Origin of the sequence: Polynucleobacter sp. Nonnen-W13 (genome assembly GCF_018881735.1) — a bacterium.
Classification (GTDB): Bacteria; Pseudomonadota; Gammaproteobacteria; order Burkholderiales; family Burkholderiaceae; genus Polynucleobacter.
Window position 1 is genome coordinate 978,697 of the sequence record NZ_JACVPU010000001.1, and the last position, 20,561, is coordinate 999,257.

Below are 20,561 nucleotides of genomic sequence, written 5' to 3' on the forward strand. Positions count from 1 at the left end.
CTTACTTATTCCAGATCTGCCACCAGCGACGTTCTTTTTGAACGCGTTGACCGGTCAACATCATTTGACTATCGGGAAAATTCAATTTAAATACGCGTGCTGCGTCATTGCTGAGATCAGTCATGCCCAGCTTCTCATAAGACTTGGTAAGTAGGTAGAGGGCTTCCTCAACAGCTGGTGCGCGATCATAGTCCCGAATCACGAGCTGAGCTCGGTTGGCAGAAGCTAAGTAGGCGCCACGTTGATAGTAGAAGCGAGCCACAATAACATCTGCCTCTGCTAATGAATTCACGATATAGCGCATCCGATCTAAAGAGTCAGGCGCATATTTACTATCCGGAAAACGCTCAACAACAACCTTAAAAGACTCAAAAGCTTCTTTAGCTGCCTTTGGATCACGCTCACTTAAATCTTGACCTGTAAATTTACCGAGCCAACCTAAATCGTCATTAAAGCTAATTAAGCCCTTGAGGTAGTAGCCGTAATCTAAGTTGGGACTGCCTTGATGCAGCTTGATAAATCGATCGATGGCAACTTGGGCTTGGGCTTGCTCTTGTGCTTTCCAATAGCAGAAGGCGGCATTGATTTGTGCTTGTTGAGAATAGGGACCAAAAGGGAAGCGACCTTCTAGTTTTTCAAAATACTTGCCGCACTTTGCATAGTCTGCATCTTTTAGTTTCTCATTGGCCTCGGAATACAGTTTTGTTTCCGACCAAATATCAGTGTCATCCTTTTGGCCGTCACTGCCTGCACATCCGCTCAGGACAAGACAAGTGGCGCTAGCGCTAACCAGGATAGAGATAAAGGATTTTCTGGAAGATGACCCAAGGGTGGCGGCAAGCCTTAAACTGGCGTCTGTAATAACGTCCGACATAACTAAAAGGCTCTTTAAGCGTGGCATTGCCGCATACTCCCGATTCGAATCCCATTGATTATATCGATGATGAGGATTTCATAGCCCTAGAAGTTCCCCCTGAGGTCAGTGGCGAGCGTTTGGATAAGTTTCTTGGTGGCGCTTTGCCTGATTATTCCCGTAACCGACTCCAATCTTGGGTTGAAGCTGGGGCGGTAACAGTAGACGGAAAAGTCACTAAAGTCCGCCATTTACTTCGTGGGAGCGAGAGTATTAAGGTATTTCCACAAGAAATGCCTGAACAGTTCGCGTTTTCTCCTGAAAACATCCCGCTTGATATTGTTTATTATGACGACTCTATTATTGTGCTCAATAAACCTGCAGGACTCGTGGTGCATCCCGCCGCAGGTAATTGGACTGGTACCTTATTAAATGCTTTGCTGTATCACTTTCCGGAGTTAAAGCAGCTTCCAAGAGCAGGCATTGTCCATCGTCTAGATAAAGATACCTCTGGACTCATGGTGGTTGCTAGAACAGATATTGCCCAAACCTCGCTGGTAAGACAGCTTCAAGAGCGGACAGTTGGGAGGCGTTACCTATCTTGGGTATGGGGTGATGCTCCCTCTCAAGGCAAGGTACTGGCGACCGTTGGCCGAGATCAGCGTGATCGACTCAAAATGGCTGCCGGTGCCGCTCAAGGTAAACCTGCAGCTACCTTATTTCGGCGCTTAGCCAAGGGCAACTTTGCCCAAAGTTCAGTTGCCTTACTAGAGTGCCGCCTAGAAACTGGCCGCACTCATCAAATTCGGGTTCACCTAGAGTCTTTGGGTTTCCCTCTTTTAGGTGATCCGGTCTACCGCAAGAGGACTCCTGGAGCAGCCAAATCATTGCCTTTTAGTCGCCAGGCCTTACATGCTTATGCCTTAAGTCTGCAGCACCCATCAACTCAAGAAGTGATGACCTGGTTTAGATTGCCTCCCCAAGATTTGATCGATTTATTGCCCCTCGTTGGCATGACGGAAGCCGACTTGCCAAAAGAAGAGGCTCTTATGGCCTCCATTAAAAATGATCAACGCGCTCCATAAGATCGAGCCAAGCTGGACTGTGTCGCAGCAAATTCAGGCTTTTTGCACCACCCGTCAGGGTGGCCTGAGTAAAGCACCATTTAATAGCCTTAACTTAGGGCTTAATGCGGGCGACCATGCATCAGATGTTCTACAAAACCGCAGCATCCTTAGCTCAGCGCTGCCTGCCGAGCCACTTTGGCTTAAACAGATTCATGGCGTCACAGTGAGTACTCCAGCCTCGAGGAGTGCTTTGGGTAATGGGCCGTTTGAGGCCGATGCCTCTGTCACCAATATTCCAAATGAGGTGCTTGCCATTCTCACTGCGGATTGCATGCCCGTATTATTTGCAAGCAGGAATGGTGATGTCATTGGGGCGGCTCATGCTGGTTGGCGCGGCTTGAGCGGCGGCATCCTGGAAAAAACCGTCGATCAAATGATTGCATTATCTCCAGGCCTCAGGACAAGTGATATCAGTGCGTGGATGGGTCCAGCAATTGGGCCTAGCGCATTTGAAGTGGGTGAAGATGTTTTAAAAGCCTTTGCCCAGCAGGATCAAGGCGTCTTATCTAAGGCCTTCATTCCCATTGTCGAGACTCCGGGAAAGTACTTGGCTAATCTCTATTTACTCGCAAGAGATCGCTTACGTTTAATAGGTATAGAGCAAATCGAGGGTGGTGAGTTTTGTACCGTGAGTGATTCGGAGAACTTCTTTTCCTATCGCCGGGATAAGGTCACGGGACGCTTTGCCTCACTCATTTGGATCTCTAATCGCCCTTAATCTTGGGGTTATTACTAGCTTAGCTCTAGGGCTAGGGTTAGTGCGTATAACCCTTCCAGCCTGATAGATGGAGAATGGTCTTAATAAATTTACGAGATCATTATGTTTGCAGGCATGAATACAGGTGTAGCGCCATCATTGGCCCCGCACCATATGGCGTTAATTCCTCCAGAACGCTTAGCGGAAATCCAAAAAGAATACTTCACCGAGCTCTCCCATCTTGCAACTAATCCTGAAGCTGTCGAAGTAAAAGATCGGCGCTTCTCCGGCAAAGCCTGGCATTCCTCATGGAGCAAGATGATTGCAGCAACCTATTTGCTGAATTCCAAGCATTTGCTTGCGCTTGCTAAAGCAGTTGATGCGGATGAAAAAACCAAGACCAAGATTTTATTCACTACGGAGCAAATGATTGATGCCTTGTCACCATCAAACTTTATTGCAACTAATCCTGAAGTTCTTGAAAACATTATTAGTTCACAAGGCCAGTCTATTCAAAACGGAATTGTGAATTTGCTTGGCGACCTGAAAAAAGGGAAAGTTTCTCAGACGGATGAAAGTGCTTTTGAAGTCGGCAAGAATATTGCAACAACTGAAGGTCAAGTGGTATTTCGCAATGATCTCTTTGAATTAATTCAGTACACACCGTTAACCGAAACAGTGTATGAGCGACCATACTTAATGGTGCCTCCTTGCATTAACAAGTATTACATCTTAGATTTGCAACCGGATAACTCGGTCGTACGTTACATGGTTGAGCAAGGTCATACCGTCTTCTTGGTCTCTTGGAAAAATCCAGATGCCTCGATGTCCAAAATTACTTGGGATGACTATGTAGGTGATGGCGTCATTAAGGCTATTGAGGTTGCCAAAGATATTGGTGGCACAGATTTAATTAACGTACTCGGGTTTTGTGTTGGTGGAACCTTAACTTCTACCGCCTTGGCAGTATTAGCGGCGCGGAAAAAGAATTACGTTGCCAGCTTAACTTTGCTCACGACCTTATTGGACTTTAGTGATACCGGCATCTTGGATGTGTTCATTGACGAAGGTATGGTGAAGTTACGTGAGAGCACCATTGGTGGTGAAGGCGGTCAATTTGGCATGATGTCTGGTTTAGATTTGGGCAATACTTTTTCATTCCTTCGTCCTAATGACCTAGTCTGGAACTATGTTGTGGAGAATTACTTAAAAGGTAATTCACCTCCGCCGTTTGATTTGCTCTATTGGAATGGTGACTCAACTAATCTGCCAGGCCCAATGTACTGCTGGTATCTACGCCACACCTATTTGCAGAATGAATTAATCAAACCCGGCAAGCTCACCGTTTGTGGAGAAAAAGTGGACCTAGGCAAGATTACTGTTCCAGCCTACATCTATGCATCTCATGATGATCACATCGTGCCCTGGAAATCTGCCTATGAATCTACTCATATATTGAAGGGCAAAAACCGATTTGTCCTGGGCGCCTCTGGACACATTGCCGGAGTCATTAATCCGCCAGCCAAAAATAAGCGCCATTATTTCGAAAATAATAAATTGGCCAAGTCTGCGGATGAGTGGTTAGCTGCAGCAAAAGATATTAAGGGTAGTTGGTGGCCTAACTACGCTAAATGGTTGGAAGAGTTTGGTGGCAAAAAAGTAAAGGCTAGCAAAACGTTTGGTAATGCACGCTACAAAAAACTAGAAGCAGCGCCTGGTAAGTACGTGAAAGAAAAAGTAAGCGCAGCTGCTCAATAATATTTTCATAAGGGGAAATACATGTCTCAAAAGATTGCATACGTAACGGGTGGTATGGGTGGCATTGGTACGGCTATATGTCAGCGTCTTGCCAAGGATGGCTTTAAGGTCATCGCTGGTTGTGGCCCAAATTCTCCGCGCAAAGATCGCTGGATTGGCGAACAAAAAGCTTTGGGTTATGACTTTATTGCTTCTGAAGGTAATGTTTCCGATTGGGATAGTACGGTTGCTGCATTCGATAAAGTCAAGGCCGAGGTAGGGCGTGTCGATGTTTTAGTGAATAACGCCGGAATTACTAAAGACAGCGTTTTCCGAAAAATGACCCCAGAGCAGTGGAAAGCAGTGATCGATACCAATCTCAATTCTTTATTCAACGTCACCAAGCAAGTGGTCGATGGTATGGCTGATAATGGCTGGGGTCGCATCATCAACATCTCCTCTGTTAATGGTCAAAAGGGTCAGTTCGGTCAGTCTAACTATTCAACAGCCAAAGCAGGTTTACACGGATTTACGATGGCCTTGTCACAAGAGCTAGCCTCTAAAGGCGTAACAGTGAATACCGTTTCTCCTGGCTATATCGGTACCGATATGGTCAAAGCTATTCGGGAAGATGTGCTTGAAAAGATTGTTGCTGGTGTTCCAGTGAAGCGCTTGGGCACTCCTGAGGAGATCGCTTCGATCTGCTGTTGGATTGCTTCTGCTGACGGTGGCTACGCTACCGGCGCTGACTTCTCCTTAAATGGCGGTCTGCATACGGGCTAAATCCCATAAAAATAGAGTTTTAGTGGTCTCCTCATCGGCATATTTACCTTTAGCTCAAACTAGGGATAAACTATGCCGATGTTGCATTGCAGTACCAAGAGTTAGGAAAAAACTACATGGCCACACGTTCTAAAAAAGCCGGCGATAGCCGCTTAATCAAGAAGTATCCCAATCGTCGTTTATACGATACCCAAACCAGTGCCTATGTCACGCTGGCTGATATTAAAAATTTAGTGATGGCCGGGGATGCTTTTAGTGTTGTCGATGCAAAAACTGAAGATGATTTAACTCGCAACATCTTGCTGCAAATCATTCTGGAAGAAGAGGCTGGTGGAGCCCCAGTTTTTTCCACTCAAATGCTTTCTCAAATCATTCGCTTCTATGGAAACTCCATGCAAGGTTTGATGGGCAGCTATCTTGAAAAGACCATGCAATCTTTTGTGGACATTCATAACAAGTTGGGCGATCAAACTGAGGGCTTAGGGGCAGGCAGTACGCCCGAGGCTTGGGCCAAGATGATGAATCTGCAAAACCCAATGATGCAAGGTCTCATGGGTAACTATATGGAGCAAAGTAAAGATCTATTCGTAAAAATGCAAGAGCAAATGCAAAATTCTCCGAATATGTTTAGTAGCTTCCCGTTTACTGGGCAAACCAATAAGACTGAAAAAGAATAATTGTGGCAGGTAAAGTTGGTTTTGTTTCCTTAGGGTGCCCTAAGGCGCTAGTTGATTCTGAACTCATTCTCACGCAACTTAGCGCTGAAGGTTATGAGACCGCCAAAGATTATTCTGGTGCCGATCTGGTAGTCGTGAACACCTGTGGTTTTATTGATTCTGCGGTAGAGGAGAGTCTTGCAGCGATTGGTGAAGCCTTATCTGAGAATGGCAAGGTGATTGTGACGGGTTGCTTGGGTGCCCGAAAAAATGCAGATGGTAGCGATCTCATTCAAAGCATTCACCCTAAAGTCCTTGCTGTTACTGGGCCACATGCCACTCAAGAGGTAATGCAAGCTATTCATTTGCATCTCCCCAAGCCGCATGATCCCTTTACTGATTTGCTGCCGCCGATTGGCGTCAAGCTCACACCAAAACATTATGCGTACTTAAAGATATCCGAGGGATGCAATCACCGTTGTACTTTTTGCATTATCCCGAGCATGCGAGGCGATCTAGTTTCACGTCCGATTGGTGAAGTTTTGCTAGAGGCAAAAAAATTATTTGAGTCAGGCGTAAAAGAGTTACTGGTTGTTTCGCAGGATACGAGTGCCTATGGTGTTGATATCCAATATCGCACTGGCTTTTGGGATGGTAAGCCCGTTAAGACGCGAATGTTTGATTTGGTGAATGCCTTAAACCAAATTGCGAGAGAGCATCAAGCTTGGGTACGTTTGCATTATGTTTACCCATACCCACATGTCGATGATGTCCTGCCTCTAATGGCAGAGTTTGCTGATCACGGTTTTGGAGTACTTCCTTATTTGGATATTCCTTTGCAACATTCGCATCCTGATGTTCTGAAGCGGATGAAACGTCCAGCCAGTGGTGAAAAGAATTTAGAACGGATTCAGGCTTGGCGAGCAGCTTGCCCTGACTTAGTCATTCGCAGTACTTTTATTGCCGGCTTCCCTGGCGAAACTGAGGATGAGTTTTTGCACCTATTGAATTTCCTGGATGAAGCTCAAATTGATCGTGCAGGCTGTTTTGCCTATTCGCCCGTAGATGGAGCAACTGCCAATACTTTAGATAATCCAGTTCCGAATGAATTGCGCGAAGAGCGACGTGCCCGATTTATGGCCAAAGCTGAGGAAATCTCCATCAAGCGACTTGCTAAAAAAATAGGCAAGCGCATTCAGGTCATCATTGATCGGGTGGACGAGTCAGGAGGAGTAGGCCGAACTATTGGTGATGCCCCTGAAATCGATGGCCTGGTGAGGGTTTTGCCTCCCAGTAAGCCATCTAAGCGCTACCGCGCTGGCGAAATCATCAAAGTAACGGTGATTAGCTCCCAAGGGCATGACCTAATAGCCGAAACTTGACTATTAGAATAAAACTAGTGTTTTGGCCTGCTATTGTGGCCGCTATTTACCTAATTAGGTACCGTAAAGGGGATTGTTATGAGTCGTGATGTCGTCGTTTTAAGTGCTGTACGTTCTGCAATTGGCGCCTTTAATGGATCGCTCAGTAGCCTTGAGCCAAGTGAGCTCGGCGGTATTGTGATGAAAGAGGCCGTAGTGCGCTCTGGCGTAGATCCAGCATTGATTAATTACATCACGGTAGGGAACACGATTCCTACTGATAACCGTTACGCATATGTTGCTCGCGTAGCCTCTATCCAAGCCGGTCTGCCAATGGAATCTGTGGCGATGGCCTTGAATCGTTTGTGCAGCTCTGGCTTACAAGCGATTGTGACAACAGCTCAAGCGATTATGTTGGGTGATTGTGATTACGGTGTTGGTGGTGGTGTTGAAGTGATGTCACGCGGCATGTATGGTTCGCCAGCAATGCGAAGCGGTGCGCGCATGGGTGACACCAAAATGATCGATTTGATGGTGTCTGTTTTGACTGATCCATTTGGCGTTGGTCACATGGGTGTTACAGCTGAGAACCTAGTTGAAAAGTGGAAGCTCACCCGTGAAGAGCAAGATGCTCTCGCAGTCGAGTCCCATCGCCGTGCGGCACACGCTATTAAAGAAGGTCGTTTTAAGTCTCAAATTGTTCCAATCACCATCAAAACTCGCAAGGGCGATGTGGTGTTTGATACGGACGAGCATTGCAAGCCAGAAACTACCATGGAAACTTTAGCGAAGATGAAAGCAGTCTTCAAAAAAGAAGGTGGTAGTGTTACAGCAGGTAATGCATCAGGCATCAATGATGGTGCAGCTTTCTTTGTCTTGGCAGAAGCAGAAGCGGCAAAAAAGGCTGGTCATAAGCCAATCGCTCGTTTAGTTTCTTATGCTATTGCTGGTGTTCCCAATCACATTATGGGTGAAGGTCCAATTCCTGCAACCAAGATTGCTCTTGAGCGTGCTGGACTGAAATTAGACCAAATCGATGTGATTGAGTCTAACGAAGCGTTTGCTGCTCAGGCATTGGCCGTCACTAAAGGTTTGGGTTTAGATCCGGCCAAGACTAACGTAAATGGTGGGGCGATCGCATTAGGTCACCCAATCGGTTGCTCTGGTGCCGCAATTGCTACTAAAGCTATCCATGAGTTACATCGTGTTCAAGGTAAATATGCTTTGGTGACCATGTGTATTGGTGGTGGACAAGGTATCGCAACTATTTTTGAGCGCCTTTAAGCAATCAGTAGTAAGGCAGCATCCAAGCCGACTCGGTCAAAAGCCGCGTCGGCTTTTTCTTTGACAATCGGTTTTGCTCTATAAGCAATACTGATTCCAGAGTCCTGCATCATTGGCAGATCGTTAGATCCGTCGCCCATGGTGATGGAGTTCTCTTTATGGCAATCCATCAGACTGCATGCTTGTTGTAGAAAGGCATTTTTAGCGGCACCATCAACAATATGGCCAATGACTTTACCCGTTAGTTTGCCGTCAATGATTTCTAAGGTGTTGGCTTGAGCTTGTTTGAAGCCTAACTCTTGCTGTAGCTTCTCGGTAAAGAAGGTAAAACCACCAGAAACTAGCAGCGTATAAAGACCCCGAGCATTTGCTCCAGCTAGTAATTGAGCAGCGCCAGGGTTGGGGCGTAAACGTTCTTTGTAGACCGAATCAAGTACATCAGCAGATACTCCAGCCAAGAGAGCTACGCGTCTGCGCAAGCTTTCTTTAAAGTCTTTAATCTCGCCGCGCATGGTGGCCTCAGTGATTTCTGAGACAGCTGCTTTCTTACCAATAAAGTCGGCAATTTCATCAATGCATTCAATGTTGATGAGAGTGGAGTCCATATCCATAGCCAGGACTTTCGCTTCACTTGGATTAAATCCTGAGGAAAGAAAAGCCAAATCCGCATCGTGTGCAGCAGCAATATCACGCATGGCAACCCTTGCTTCCGGAAGTAAGGCTTGTGAGCAAGTCCAGCGTGCAGTGAAGTATTTCGAGTCCGTGCGTGCCATGCTCTCCTGAGCAATTGCAATGCCTAAGACTTTTGCATGCTCAATCAATGCGATGTTTAATTCTGCAGGGATTGCAGCATTAGCAAGGGCGACAAGTGTAAGGTGACTAGGCATGGTTGGTGGACAATAAATAATTAATTAGCTTGAGCAGTATTGAGCATGGCAGACGCATTTAAGCTTCTCAGAATTTTACGAATGTGCTCTAAACGTTGCTCCAGTTTCTCAAAATCATGCTCTTTTTGGGGAAGAATTTTTAATTTATCTTGACCATTCAGTTGTATATATTTTGATGATTGGATCAGTTGAATAATCTTCATCGGATCAATTGGTGGATTGGGAATAAATTGAATCTGAATAGATGTCGGACTGGCATCGATCTTTTTAATACCAAAGCCGACCATCTCGAGGCGTAAGCGATGGGTTTCATAAAGGGATTTAGCCTGGTCAGGTAAATCACCATAGCGATCTACTAGTTCCTCGCGCAATCCCATCAGTTCAGAAAAATCGTTTGTACCAGCAAAGCGCTTATACATCGACAGTCGCTCGTGCACATCTGGGCAATAGTCATTTGGAAAGAGGGCTGGTACACCTAAATTGACATCAGTTGTCGCTTGGAGTGGCGACAGGAGATCTGGCTCTTTACCGCTGCGCAGAGATTTCACAGCACGATTGAGCATCTCGGTATAGAGCTGAAATCCAATTTCATGAATCTCACCAGACTGCTTATCACCTAAGACTTCACCAGCACCACGAATTTCTAAATCGTGCATTGCCAAATAGAAACCAGAACCAAGTTCTTCCATGGCTTGAATGGCATTTAAACGTAATTGCGCTTGCTTACTGAGCGCTTCTGGATCTGGCACTAGTAAATAAGCATAGGCCTGATGATGCGATCGTCCAACACGTCCGCGTAATTGATGCAACTGCGCCAAGCCAAATTTATCAGCACGATGCATGATGATGGTGTTGGCGGTCGGAACATCAATGCCAGTTTCAATAATGGTGGTGCATAACAAGATATTGGTACGCTGAGTTACAAAATCACGCATAACCGACTCTAACTCACGTTCGTGCATTTGACCGTGCGCTACGCTGATGCGTGCTTCTGGAATGAGTTCTTGCAATGCGTGCTTACGATTTTGTATGGTTTCGACTTCGTTATGCAAGAAGTAGACCTGTCCGCCACGCTTAATTTCTCGAAGGACCGCTTCACGAATAACGCCATCACCTTCTCGTCGCACAAAGGTTTTGATGGCTAAGCGCTTCTGTGGCGCGGTTGCAATGACAGAAAACTCTCGCAAACCTTCCATAGCCATACCAAGAGTTCGTGGAATCGGTGTGGCAGTTAAAGTCAAAATATCTACTTCAGCACGTAATGCCTTGAGGGCATCCTTTTGACGTACACCAAAGCGATGCTCCTCATCCACAATTACTAAGCCTAAATTGGCGAACTGAGTTTCTTTTGAAAGCAGCTTGTGTGTACCAATAATGATGTCAGCTTCACCATTAGCGATGGATGCTAGTGCAGTATTTATTTCTTTAGTGGTTCTAAAGCGGGAGAGCTCAACAATGCGCACAGGCCAATCGGCAAAGCGATCTTTCCAAGTTGCGACATGTTGTTCGGCGAGAAGGGTAGTTGGCGCTAAGATCGCTACTTGCTTGCCACCCATGACCGCAACAAAGCTTGCACGTAGGGCAACCTCTGTTTTACCGAACCCTACATCACCACATACCAGTCGATCCATCGGTGTACCACTAGTCATATCCCCAATGACTGCAGCAATAGCGTTTGCTTGATCGGGTGTCTCTTCAAAGCCAAAGCTTTCTGCAAACGCAGCGTAATCATGTGCTGAGAATTCAAAAGCATGACCTTTACGAATAGCTCTCGCGGCATACAGATTTAAAAGTTCAGCTGCAGTATCACGTATCTGTTGGGCAGCCTTACGTCTGGCTTTGTCCCACTGGCCTGAGCCTAGCTGATGTAATGGTGCTGAGTCGGGATCAGAGCCCGCATAACGGGTCACCATCTGTAGTTGTTGCACTGGCACATAAAGAGTGGCATCTTTGGCGTATACCAAGTGCAAGAATTCTTCAAAAATGGGTTCTTCTTTCGGTGGCGCTAAATTCAGAAGCACCAAACCTTGATAGCGACCGATCCCATGATCCGAGTGCACAACCGGATCACCGATTTTGAGCTCCGATAAATCTTTAAAGAGCATATCTGGATCGGCGGTCTCACTCTCTTTACCTTTGCGTCTTTGACGAGCAGTGGCTGTAAACAGCTCTGCTTCCGTTACGATGATCAAGTTTTCAGCAGGCCAGGTGAAGCCATTAAATAGTTGTGCTGTTACCAGACCAAATAGGGCATCACTCTTAACAAAATCGGAGACGCCCTCAAAGCTCTCTGGCTTGAGTGGATAGAGTGGTTTACCGTGCTGACCAGCTACTGAATTACTCTCTTCAAAGAGTTGGCGAATGGATTCTTTGCGACCATTACTATCGCTACAAATGAGTACACGCACCTTTTCTTGAGAAACTAAAGTACGTAGTCGATTAATGGGGTCGGTGTCTCGCCTATGTACGGATAGATCTGGAACGGCCAAAAATTGTGGGGACTCTTTTGTTTCTTTATCCGCTTCTTTGTTCAATGCCAAGCGCGCATATGGTTTGGCTGCTGTAAAGAATTGATCTACATCTAGAAATAATTCGGCTGGCGGCAAAATAGGGCGATCAAGATCATGTTTTAAGAATTCATATCTAGAAAGCGTATCTTTCCAAAAGCTCTTAATAGACTCTTCAACATCACCTATGCTCACGGCCCATACGGGATCGCCTGAGCGGGGAAAGTAATCAAAGACTGTCGATGACTCTTCAAAAAAGAGCGGTAGATAAGATTCAATACCTGCACTAGGAATTCCTAGGTTGGCATCTTTATAGATTGAGCAACGTGTTGGATCACCTTCAAATACCTCGCGCCAGCGCCCCCGAAATGCGGTACGTGAAGCATCATCAAACGGAAATTCGTGACCCGGTAATAAGCGGACTTCTTTTACTGGATAGAGACTACGTTGAGTATCAGGATCAAAAGCCCTAATTTGCTCAATCTCATCACCAAACAGATCGAGGCGATAAGGCAAGCTAGAGCCCATTGGAAATAAATCAATCAAGCCACCACGAATACTGTATTCGCCCGGGCGCATGACTGAACTTACGGGATCGTAACCTGCCTGCTGAAGCTGCAGTCTCAGCGCGACTTCGTTGAGCTTGTCACCCTGCCTAAAGAAGAAGGTGTGGCCAGATAGAAAGTTTGGTGGTCCCAGTCTTTGTAGTGCTGTAGTAATTGGGACTAGAACGATATCGCAACTGCCATTAAGTAATTCATAAAGAGTGGCCAAGCGTTCTGAAACTAAATCCTGGTGTGGCGAGAAATGGTCGTAAGGCAGGATTTCCCAGTCAGGCAGCAGGCGTGTTTTGAGTTGTGGTGCAAAAGCCGGGATTTCTTCCAAAAGGCGCTGCGCCTCCTGTGCTTGAGCACAGAAAATGACCATGACGGAGAACTCTGAGCGATACCGAAGAGCGGATTGGGCGACCAGCGCTGCATCTGATGAGCCAACTAGGCCTGAAAAGGAAAAGCGCTGCCCAGCCCGCGGTGCGGGTATGGGGGGTGCTAGTTTTAATGCATCAGACATCTGCGCTCATTATAGAATCAGGTATGACCGCCGGAAATCAATCTTCAAAGTCTTTGCCACAATGCCATGCTCTATTGCCTACGGCAGGCACGGGGTCTCGTCTAGGTGGAGTTTTGCCAAAGCAGTTTCAGGAGCTGGCTGGAAAACCGATGCTAGCCTACACCCTAGATGCTTTTATCAATACTCCGGAGATATCCTCCATATGGGTGGGTGTAAGCCCTAGTTTTATAGACAACCCAATTCTTGGTGAGCTTTCCAGTAGAGCGCCGGCGATTCGGTTCACTCCAAGCGGTGGACCAACCCGCCAAGAAACTGTTCGCAATACCCTAGCTGAGATGCTTAAAGCAGGTATTCCTGAGAGTGATTGGGTTTTAGTGCACGACGCTGCCAGGCCTGGAGTCACGCCAAAACTAATTCAAAAACTGATTCTTTCCGTAAGTCAAACGGGCGAGGGCGGCTTATTGGCCATGCCGCTAGCTGATACCCTCAAGATGGCCGATGCTAATTCCGCAATTGCTGGGAATCCCAACCGAGCCGTGAAGACGATATCCCGAGATCATCTGTGGCAGGCCCAAACACCTCAGATGTTTGGTTTAAAGGATCTGCACGATGCTATTGAAGAGGGCATTCGCTTGGAGGCAGACATTACAGATGAGGCTAGTGCTATGGAGCTTGCTGGCAAAAATCCCTTATTAATTGAAGGTGCGACTAGCAACTTCAAAGTAACCCACCCAGCAGATTGGGATTTGATGCAAACCATCTTAAGAACCTCTATAAACTAAGCATCAAGAGAGTATTCACAACCCCCATGACATCAAGCACACCCCATATCCCTCAATTCCGAATCGGCCAAGGGTATGACGTTCATGCCTTAGTCGAGGGTCGCAAGCTCATCCTCGGCGGAGTTCATGTCCCTAGTGAAAAGGGCTTGCTGGGACATTCGGACGCGGATGCCTTGTTGCATGCTCTCACTGATGCTTTGTTAGGTGCTGCAGGCCTAAATGATATTGGCCAGCTATTTCCAGATACAGATCCGCAGTACAAGGATATGGATAGCCGCATTTTGCTCAGAGCGGCTTTGCAAAAGATCCAAGCAGCTGGGTTCCATGTGGGTAATGTGGATGCAACGATTATTTGCCAAAAACCTAAATTAGCTACTTTTTTACCGGAAATGGTCCGTAATATCGCAGCAGACTTGCTGCTTACGCCCAGTCATGTCAACCTCAAAGCGAAAACCAATGAATCTCTTGGGCACCTTGGCAGGGGCGAGGGCATAGCAGTCCATGCTGTAGCTTTGCTTTACAAGGTCTAAATATCCTCCAAAACCGCTAAGCATTGTAGAATTACGGTCTTTAGAGTGAAGCTTCAGCTCGGTAGTGTTTGCGGAATTCGCGCGAGGATGGCGAAATTGGTAGACGCACCAGGTTTAGGTCCTGACGCCAGCAATGGTGTGGGGGTTCGAGTCCCCCTCCTCGCACCACAAGATAGCTACTTGGCTTGGGCTTCACGTAATCCGATTTTCAATTAAGAGACGAGAATGGCTGTGCAGATAGAAAATTTAGGTCAGTTAGACCGCAAAGTGACCTTAGAGTTCGCTCGTGCCGATTTGGCTAAGGCGAGAGAAGACCGTTTAGCTAAATTGGGTAAAACCATGAAAGCTGCAGGCTTTCGTCCAGGCAAAGTGCCTAAGACTATGGTTGAAAAGCAATACGGTATGCAGGTCGATTTTGAACTCCAGTTTGATAAAGCCTCTGAACTGTTCTATGAACTGGCTCAAAAAGAAAAAATTCTATTGGCTGGCCAACCCCGTCTTGATCCTAAATCAGAATTAGACGCAGATAAAATAGTGTTTGATGCTTACTTTGAAGTCTTGCCAGAAGTAAAAATTGGCGATTTCAGCAAAGCAGAAGTAACCAAATACACAACCGATATCTCTGATGCAGAGATCGATCGTGCACTGGATGTATTACGCAAGCAACAAGTTCATTACCATCCACGTGGCGATGCCGGTGCTCATGGTGATGGCGGCCCAAATACAGCCGCGCAAGCTGGCGACCAGGTTGTAATAGATTTTGTTGGCAAGATCGATGGTGTTGAATTTGCTGGCGGTAAAGCAGAAAACTTTGAATACGTGCTTGGCGAAGGCCGTATGCTCCCTGAATTTGAAGCTGCTACATTAGGCCTTAAAGCAGGTGATAGCAAGACTTTCCCATTAAGCTTCCCAGTCGATTACCACGGTAAAGATGTTGCCGGTAAAACTGCTGATTTCACCATCACCGTAAAGTCAGTCAATTGGGCGCACCTGCCAGTAATCGATGATGCATTCGCTTTATCCATGGGGGTTGCTGAAGGTGGTGTTGCGAAGATGCGTGAAGAGGTTAAAGAAAATTTAGATCGTGAAACCAAGAGACGCATTACTTCCTTGTTAAAAGGCGAAGTCATGGAGAAGCTCAACAGCATTTGTGAGCTGGATGCACCTAAGTCTCTGGTTGCTCAAGAGCAAGAGCGTTTAGTAGAGTCTGCGCGTCAAGACTTAATGCAACGTGGTATTCCAAACGCTAAAGATGCCCCAATTCCGGCCGAGATGTTTGCTGAACAAGCCCTTAAGCGTGTTCGCCTTGGTTTAATTTTGAGCGACTTGGTTAAGCAGCAGAATTTGGCTGCTACTGCCGATCAAATTAAAGCGGAGATTGATGAGCAAGCTGCTACTTACGAAGATCCAAAAGAAGTGGTGCGTTGGTTCTACAGCAATCCTAGCCGCCTCAAAGATATCGAGAACTTGGTACTTGAAGATAACGTGATTAAGTATTTCACTTCGCAAGCTAAAGTGATTGACAAAGCAGTTACCTTCGAAGAACTCAGCAAGCTCAACTAAGTCATTAATTAATAAAGGTCTGATCACATGAACCAGAATCATTTCCAGTCTGAGAATTTAGAGCCCAAAGGTTTGGGTTTAGTTCCAATGGTGATTGAAACCTCTGGTCGAGGTGAGAGGGCTTATGACATTTACTCTCGCTTACTTAGAGAACGCGTAGTTTTCTTAGTTGGTGAAGTAAATGATCAAACTGCTAACTTAGTGATTGCACAGTTGCTATTCCTCGAGAGTGAAAACCCGGATAAAGAAATTTCTCTCTACATTAACTCACCTGGTGGTTCTGTATCCGCTGGCCTGGCAATTTATGACACGATGCAATTCATCAAGCCGCATGTGAGCACATTGTGTATGGGTATGGCTGCCAGTATGGGAGCATTCTTATTATGTGCTGGCGAGAAGGGTAAGCGCTATGCTTTGCCGAATTCACGCGTCATGATTCATCAGCCATTAGGCGGTGCACGTGGTCAAGCTTCGGATATTGAGATTCAAGCTCGTGAAATTCTTTACCTACGTGAGCGCTTGAATCAGATTTTGTCTGATCGCACAGGTCAAACGATTGAAACAATTGCTAAAGATACTGATCGCGATAACTTTATGTCAGCAGACCAAGCCCAAGAGTATGGCTTGATCGATAAAGTCATCGATAAGCGTCCTTAATTCGAATTTCTTTCTAGACGACCATTTTGAGCGATATCAACACTACTACTAGCGCAGACAAAGTTCTGTATTGCTCTTTTTGTGGCAAGAGTCAGCACGAAGTTAAAAAGCTGATTGCCGGCCCATCGGTATTTATTTGCGACGAGTGTATTGACCTCTGTACAGATATTATTCAAGAAGAGTTATCAAAGCTGCCTAAGCTTGAGGGCGATGATTCACTGCCAACACCACATCAGATTCGTGAGAATTTAGATCAATATGTGATTGGTCAAGATCATGCCAAGAAGACTTTGGCGGTAGCGGTTTATAACCACTACAAACGTTTGCAGTATTTGCCAAAGCCAAAAAAAGAGAAGCTCGATAAAGATGGTAAGCCTGTAGATTCTTCTGATAAAAAAGAATCTAAGCTTCCTGCTAAAGCCATGGTTGACGGTGTCGAGTTGGCTAAGAGCAATATCTTGCTGATCGGCCCAACGGGCTCTGGTAAAACATTGTTGGCTCAGACCTTAGCGCGTATGTTGGATGTGCCGTTTGTGATGGCTGATGCAACTACCTTGACCGAAGCGGGTTATGTTGGTGAAGACGTAGAAAATATTATTCAAAAACTGTTACAGGCTTGCGACTACAACGTAGAAAAAGCGCAGCGTGGCATTGTTTATATCGATGAGATTGATAAGATTTCTCGTAAATCAGATAATCCATCGATCACTCGTGACGTATCGGGAGAGGGTGTTCAGCAAGCGCTCTTAAAGCTAGTTGAGGGCACTATGGCTTCTGTGCCGCCCCAAGGCGGACGCAAGCATCCAAACCAAGATTTCTTGCAAGTCGACACTACCAACATCCTATTCATCTGTGGTGGCGCATTTGATGGTCTTGAGAAGGTCATTCAGCAACGTACTGCGAAGACCGGTATCGGATTTAATGCTACGGTTCCAGGTAAGGATGATCGCGGTATCAGCGACCTCTTAATTGAAGTGGAGCCCGAAGATCTCATTAAGTTCGGCCTCATTCCTGAATTGATTGGTCGATTACCAGTTGTAGCTACTTTGGCGCAATTGGATGAATCCGCCTTGATCCAAATTTTGACTGAGCCTAAAAATGCCTTGGTTAAGCAATACCAGGCCCTGCTGACGATGGAGGGCTCTGAGTTGGAAGTTCGCCAAACTGCTTTGTCAGCCATTGCTAAAAAAGCGATTGCTCGCAAAACTGGTGCTCGCGGTCTTCGCTCTATTCTTGAAGGATCCCTTATGGAGGTGATGTATGACCTGCCATCCCTGAAGAATGTTCAAAAGGTGGTCATTGATGAAAGTACCATTGCCGAGGGTGGCAAGCCCATTTTGGTCTACAAGCAAGGTGAAGAATCTACGGAATTGAGCAAAAAAGCCTAATTTTTGCTATTTTTTGCTGTTTTCAGTAGTTTTTTGCCACTTTTTGCACATTTCCCCCTTGTTTTTCGCCAGGCGGCACCCACATAGGTAGTATCCTGTTCTTAAATAATGACCGTATCTAGTGGTGCGGCATTTTTAGAGATTTTTACGGAACGACTATTTTGGAGGAATTGCCCTATGCCTGGCCACTTATTACTACCCTCTGAACCTATTCAACTGCCACTGCTCCCATTAAGGGATGTGGTGGTGTTTCCCCACATGGTCATTCCATTGTTTGTGGGTCGCCCAAAATCCATCAAAGCACTAGAAGCTGCTATGGAGACTGGCAAGAATGTGCTCTTAGTAGCGCAAAAGACTGCTGCGAAAGATGAGCCTGGCGTAGAGGATCTCTACGATGTTGGTTGCATTGCCAATATTCTGCAGATGCTTAAATTACCTGACGGTACTGTCAAAGTATTGGTGGAAGGGGTTCAACGCGCTGAAGTCAGTCAAGTCGAAGATAGCCAAGGCTACTTCTCTTGCGAAGCTACTCCAACGCCAATGTCTTCATTAGACGCTCACGAGACTGAGGCATTACGTCGCGCCATCATGGCCCAATTTGATCAGTATGTGAAGCTGAACAAAAAAGTCCCCCAAGAAATTCTTTCCTCATTAGGTGGCATTGATGATCCAAGCCGTTTAGCGGATACCATTTGCGCGCATCTGCCAGTCAAGCTTGAGCAAAAGCAACGTTTGCTGGAAATGGCTGATGTAGTGCAGCGACTTGAAAGTTTATTGGCTGATCTTGAGAGTGAGATTGATATCTTGCAAGTGGAGAAGCGTATTCGTGGACGTGTAAAGCGTCAGATGGAAAAGAGTCAGCGTGAGTACTACTTGAATGAACAAGTCAAAGCCATTCAAAAAGAATTAGGTGAGGGTGAAGAGGGTGCCGATCTAGAGGAACTCGAGAAGCGCATTAAAGCTGCTCGCATGCCTAAGGAGGCTCTTAAAAAGGCTGAGTCTGAACTGAAGAAGTTGAAGCTGATGTCGCCAATGTCTGCTGAAGCCACAGTGATTCGTAACTTTATAGATACTTTGGTGACACTTCCATGGAAGAAGAAAACCAAGATCAACAATGATTTAACGAATGCCGAAAAGGTGCTAGATGAAGATCACTACGGTCTTGATAAAGTTAAAGAACGTATTTTGGAATATCTTGCGGTTCAACAACGAGTTGATCGTGTTAAGGCTCCAATCCTCTGCTTAGTAGGTCCTCCGGGTGTTGGTAAAACTTCCTTAGGCCAATCTATTGCCCGCGCTACAAACCGTAAATTCGTACGTATGGCTTTGGGTGGCGTTCGTGACGAATCTGAAATTCGGGGGCATCGTCGAACCTATATTGGCTCTATGCCAGGCAAGATCCTATCTAGCTTGACTAAAGTGGGTGTGCGTAACCCTTTATTCCTCTTGGATGAAGTCGATAAGATGGGCATGGATTTTCGTGGAGATCCTGCAAGTGCCTTGCTAGAGGTTTTGGATCCGGAGCAGAATCACACGTTCCAAGATCACTATGTTGAAGTTGATTTTGATCTCTCAGATGTGATGTTTGTTGCTACATCGAACTCATTGAATATTCCCGGTCCACTATTAGATCGATTGGAAATTATTCGTCTTGCTGGCTATACGGAAGATGAGAAGACGAGTATTGCTACCAATTACTTGATCCCCAAACAGATTAAAAATAATGGTCTCAAGAAAGATGAATTGAAAATCGAAGAATCTGCTGTCCGCAGCATGATTCGTTATTACACTCGTGAAGCAGGCGTTCGTTCCTTGGAGCGAGAAATCAGCAAGATTTGCCGTAAAGTGGTGAAGTTGCTTCTCCTGAAAAAAGAAGCTGCTCCAGTCACCGTAAACGCTGACAACCTAGAGAAGTTTTTGTCTGTGAAGATGTATGACTTTGGTCTCGCAGCAAAAGAGAATCAAGTTGGCCAAGTAACTGGTCTGGCTTGGACAGAGGTTGGCGGCGATCTACTGACTATCGAAGCAGCAGTCATGCCGGGCAAAGGTGTTATTACTCGTACGGGCTCCATTGGCGATGTCATGAAAGAGTCTGTAGAAGCAGCAAAAACTGTCGTGCGCTCACGAGCAAGAGCGCTTGGTATTACTGACGAAGCATTTGAGAAGAAGGATATTCATATTCACTTCCCCGATGGCGCGACTCCGAAAGATGGCCCATCAGCTGGTATCGCAATCACGACTGCCTTGGTATCTGTATTTACAGGGATTCCAATCCGTTCAGATGTCGCAATGACGGGTGAGATTACCTTGCGTGGAGAGGTTCTTCCGATTGGTGGTTTAAAAGAGAAGCTATTGGCAGCGCATCGCGGCGGCATCAAGTTAGCATTGATTCCAGAGGAGAACGTCAAAGATTTAATTGACATTCCTGACAACGTCAAGAATGCAATTGAAATCGTACCGGTTCGCTGGATTGATAAAGTCCTGGAATTGGCTTTAGAGAGAAAACCGGTTGCTTTGCCTGAGCCCACGCCTGAAGAGCTTGCAAAAAAGGCTACCGAAGCCAGCAAAGCCAATGAAAAGATTTCTTCTGGAGAGGTCTTGAAGCACTGATGCCATTGGATGTATGAGGGATTTTGAGTCAGATTGAACGGTTTATTACAGCCCAATTTGGTGAAGAATCC

At 46.1% G+C, this 20,561-nt stretch carries 16 protein-coding genes and 1 tRNA gene; 14 read left to right on the top strand and 3 right to left on the bottom strand.

All coding sequences use genetic code 11. The features are described 5' to 3' along the window. Position 1: 1 nt before the first annotated feature. Positions 2–874, bottom strand: a complete 873-nt coding sequence (locus ICN27_RS05115; protein ID WP_215310203.1) for an outer membrane protein assembly factor BamD — start codon at positions 872–874, stop codon at positions 2–4. A gap of 20 nt (positions 875–894) precedes the next feature. On the opposite strand from ICN27_RS05115, the gene ICN27_RS05120 reads away from it, so the two are divergent. From ICN27_RS05120 to ICN27_RS05150, 7 genes are all read left to right on the top strand, one after another. Next, positions 895–1,938 carry an RluA family pseudouridine synthase gene (locus ICN27_RS05120; RefSeq protein ID WP_216269187.1) on the top strand — a complete coding sequence of 348 codons (1,044 nt, stop codon included), beginning with the start codon at positions 895–897 and terminating at the stop codon, positions 1,936–1,938. Then, positions 1,919–2,698 carry a peptidoglycan editing factor PgeF gene (pgeF, locus tag ICN27_RS05125; RefSeq protein ID WP_216269188.1) on the top strand — a complete coding sequence of 260 codons (780 nt, stop codon included), beginning with the start codon at positions 1,919–1,921 and terminating at the stop codon, positions 2,696–2,698. Before ICN27_RS05120 ends, pgeF begins: the two co-directional genes overlap by 20 nt. Before the next feature lie 102 nt (positions 2,699–2,800). Beyond that, entirely contained in the window at positions 2,801–4,435 is a 1,635-nt protein-coding gene (gene phaC / locus ICN27_RS05130) for a class I poly(R)-hydroxyalkanoic acid synthase (protein ID WP_216269189.1), read from the top strand. Between the two features lie 21 nt (positions 4,436–4,456). Beyond that, complete coding sequence (locus ICN27_RS05135; RefSeq protein ID WP_215310207.1) at positions 4,457–5,197, top strand: 3-ketoacyl-ACP reductase; 741 nt, start codon at positions 4,457–4,459, stop codon at positions 5,195–5,197. A gap of 116 nt (positions 5,198–5,313) precedes the next feature. Further along, positions 5,314–5,874 carry a polyhydroxyalkanoate synthesis repressor PhaR gene (gene phaR / locus ICN27_RS05140; RefSeq protein ID WP_215310208.1) on the top strand — a complete coding sequence of 187 codons (561 nt, stop codon included), beginning with the start codon at positions 5,314–5,316 and terminating at the stop codon, positions 5,872–5,874. 2 nt (positions 5,875–5,876) lie between these two features. Then, positions 5,877–7,235, top strand: coding sequence for a 30S ribosomal protein S12 methylthiotransferase RimO (gene rimO, locus ICN27_RS05145; protein WP_216269190.1), 1,359 nt, complete (start codon positions 5,877–5,879; stop codon positions 7,233–7,235). Between the two features lie 78 nt (positions 7,236–7,313). Beyond that, positions 7,314–8,498: an acetyl-CoA C-acyltransferase family protein gene (locus tag ICN27_RS05150; protein WP_215310210.1), complete on the top strand. Its 1,185-nt coding sequence runs from the start codon at positions 7,314–7,316 to the stop codon at positions 8,496–8,498. Here ICN27_RS05150 and serB read toward each other — a convergent pair. Next, positions 8,495–9,385 (bottom strand): phosphoserine phosphatase SerB, encoded by an 891-nt coding sequence (serB, locus tag ICN27_RS05155; RefSeq protein ID WP_216269191.1) that lies wholly within the window; start codon positions 9,383–9,385, stop codon positions 8,495–8,497. The genes ICN27_RS05150 and serB overlap by 4 nt on opposite strands. Before the next feature lie 20 nt (positions 9,386–9,405). Further along, positions 9,406–12,960, bottom strand: coding sequence for a transcription-repair coupling factor (gene mfd / locus ICN27_RS05160; protein WP_216269192.1), 3,555 nt, complete (start codon positions 12,958–12,960; stop codon positions 9,406–9,408). A 23-nt stretch (positions 12,961–12,983) separates the two neighbouring features. Here mfd and ispD point away from each other — a divergent pair, with 23 nt between their 5' ends. The 7 genes from ispD to lon all read left to right on the top strand — a co-directional run bounded on the left by ispD (position 12,984) and on the right by lon (position 20,490). Beyond that, positions 12,984–13,742: a 2-C-methyl-D-erythritol 4-phosphate cytidylyltransferase gene (gene ispD / locus ICN27_RS05165; RefSeq protein ID WP_216269193.1), complete on the top strand. Its 759-nt coding sequence runs from the start codon at positions 12,984–12,986 to the stop codon at positions 13,740–13,742. 26 nt (positions 13,743–13,768) lie between these two features. Next, positions 13,769–14,272, top strand: coding sequence for a 2-C-methyl-D-erythritol 2,4-cyclodiphosphate synthase (gene ispF / locus ICN27_RS05170; protein ID WP_216269194.1), 504 nt, complete (start codon positions 13,769–13,771; stop codon positions 14,270–14,272). 81 nt (positions 14,273–14,353) lie between these two features. Continuing rightward, positions 14,354–14,440: transfer RNA gene (locus tag ICN27_RS05175), tRNA-Leu, on the top strand. A gap of 57 nt (positions 14,441–14,497) precedes the next feature. Continuing rightward, entirely contained in the window at positions 14,498–15,835 is a 1,338-nt protein-coding gene (gene tig / locus ICN27_RS05180) for a trigger factor (protein ID WP_216269195.1), read from the top strand. A 27-nt stretch (positions 15,836–15,862) separates the two neighbouring features. Next, on the top strand, positions 15,863–16,492 hold the full coding sequence (gene clpP, locus ICN27_RS05185; protein WP_216269196.1) for an ATP-dependent Clp endopeptidase proteolytic subunit ClpP: 630 nt from the start codon (positions 15,863–15,865) through the stop codon (positions 16,490–16,492). Positions 16,493–16,527: 35 nt separating this feature from the next. Then, positions 16,528–17,880, top strand: coding sequence for an ATP-dependent Clp protease ATP-binding subunit ClpX (gene clpX, locus ICN27_RS05190; protein WP_370624487.1), 1,353 nt, complete (start codon positions 16,528–16,530; stop codon positions 17,878–17,880). Between the two features lie 177 nt (positions 17,881–18,057). Further along, positions 18,058–20,490, top strand: a complete 2,433-nt coding sequence (lon, locus tag ICN27_RS05195; RefSeq protein ID WP_215310217.1) for an endopeptidase La — start codon at positions 18,058–18,060, stop codon at positions 20,488–20,490. Positions 20,491–20,561: the final 71 nt, after the last annotated feature.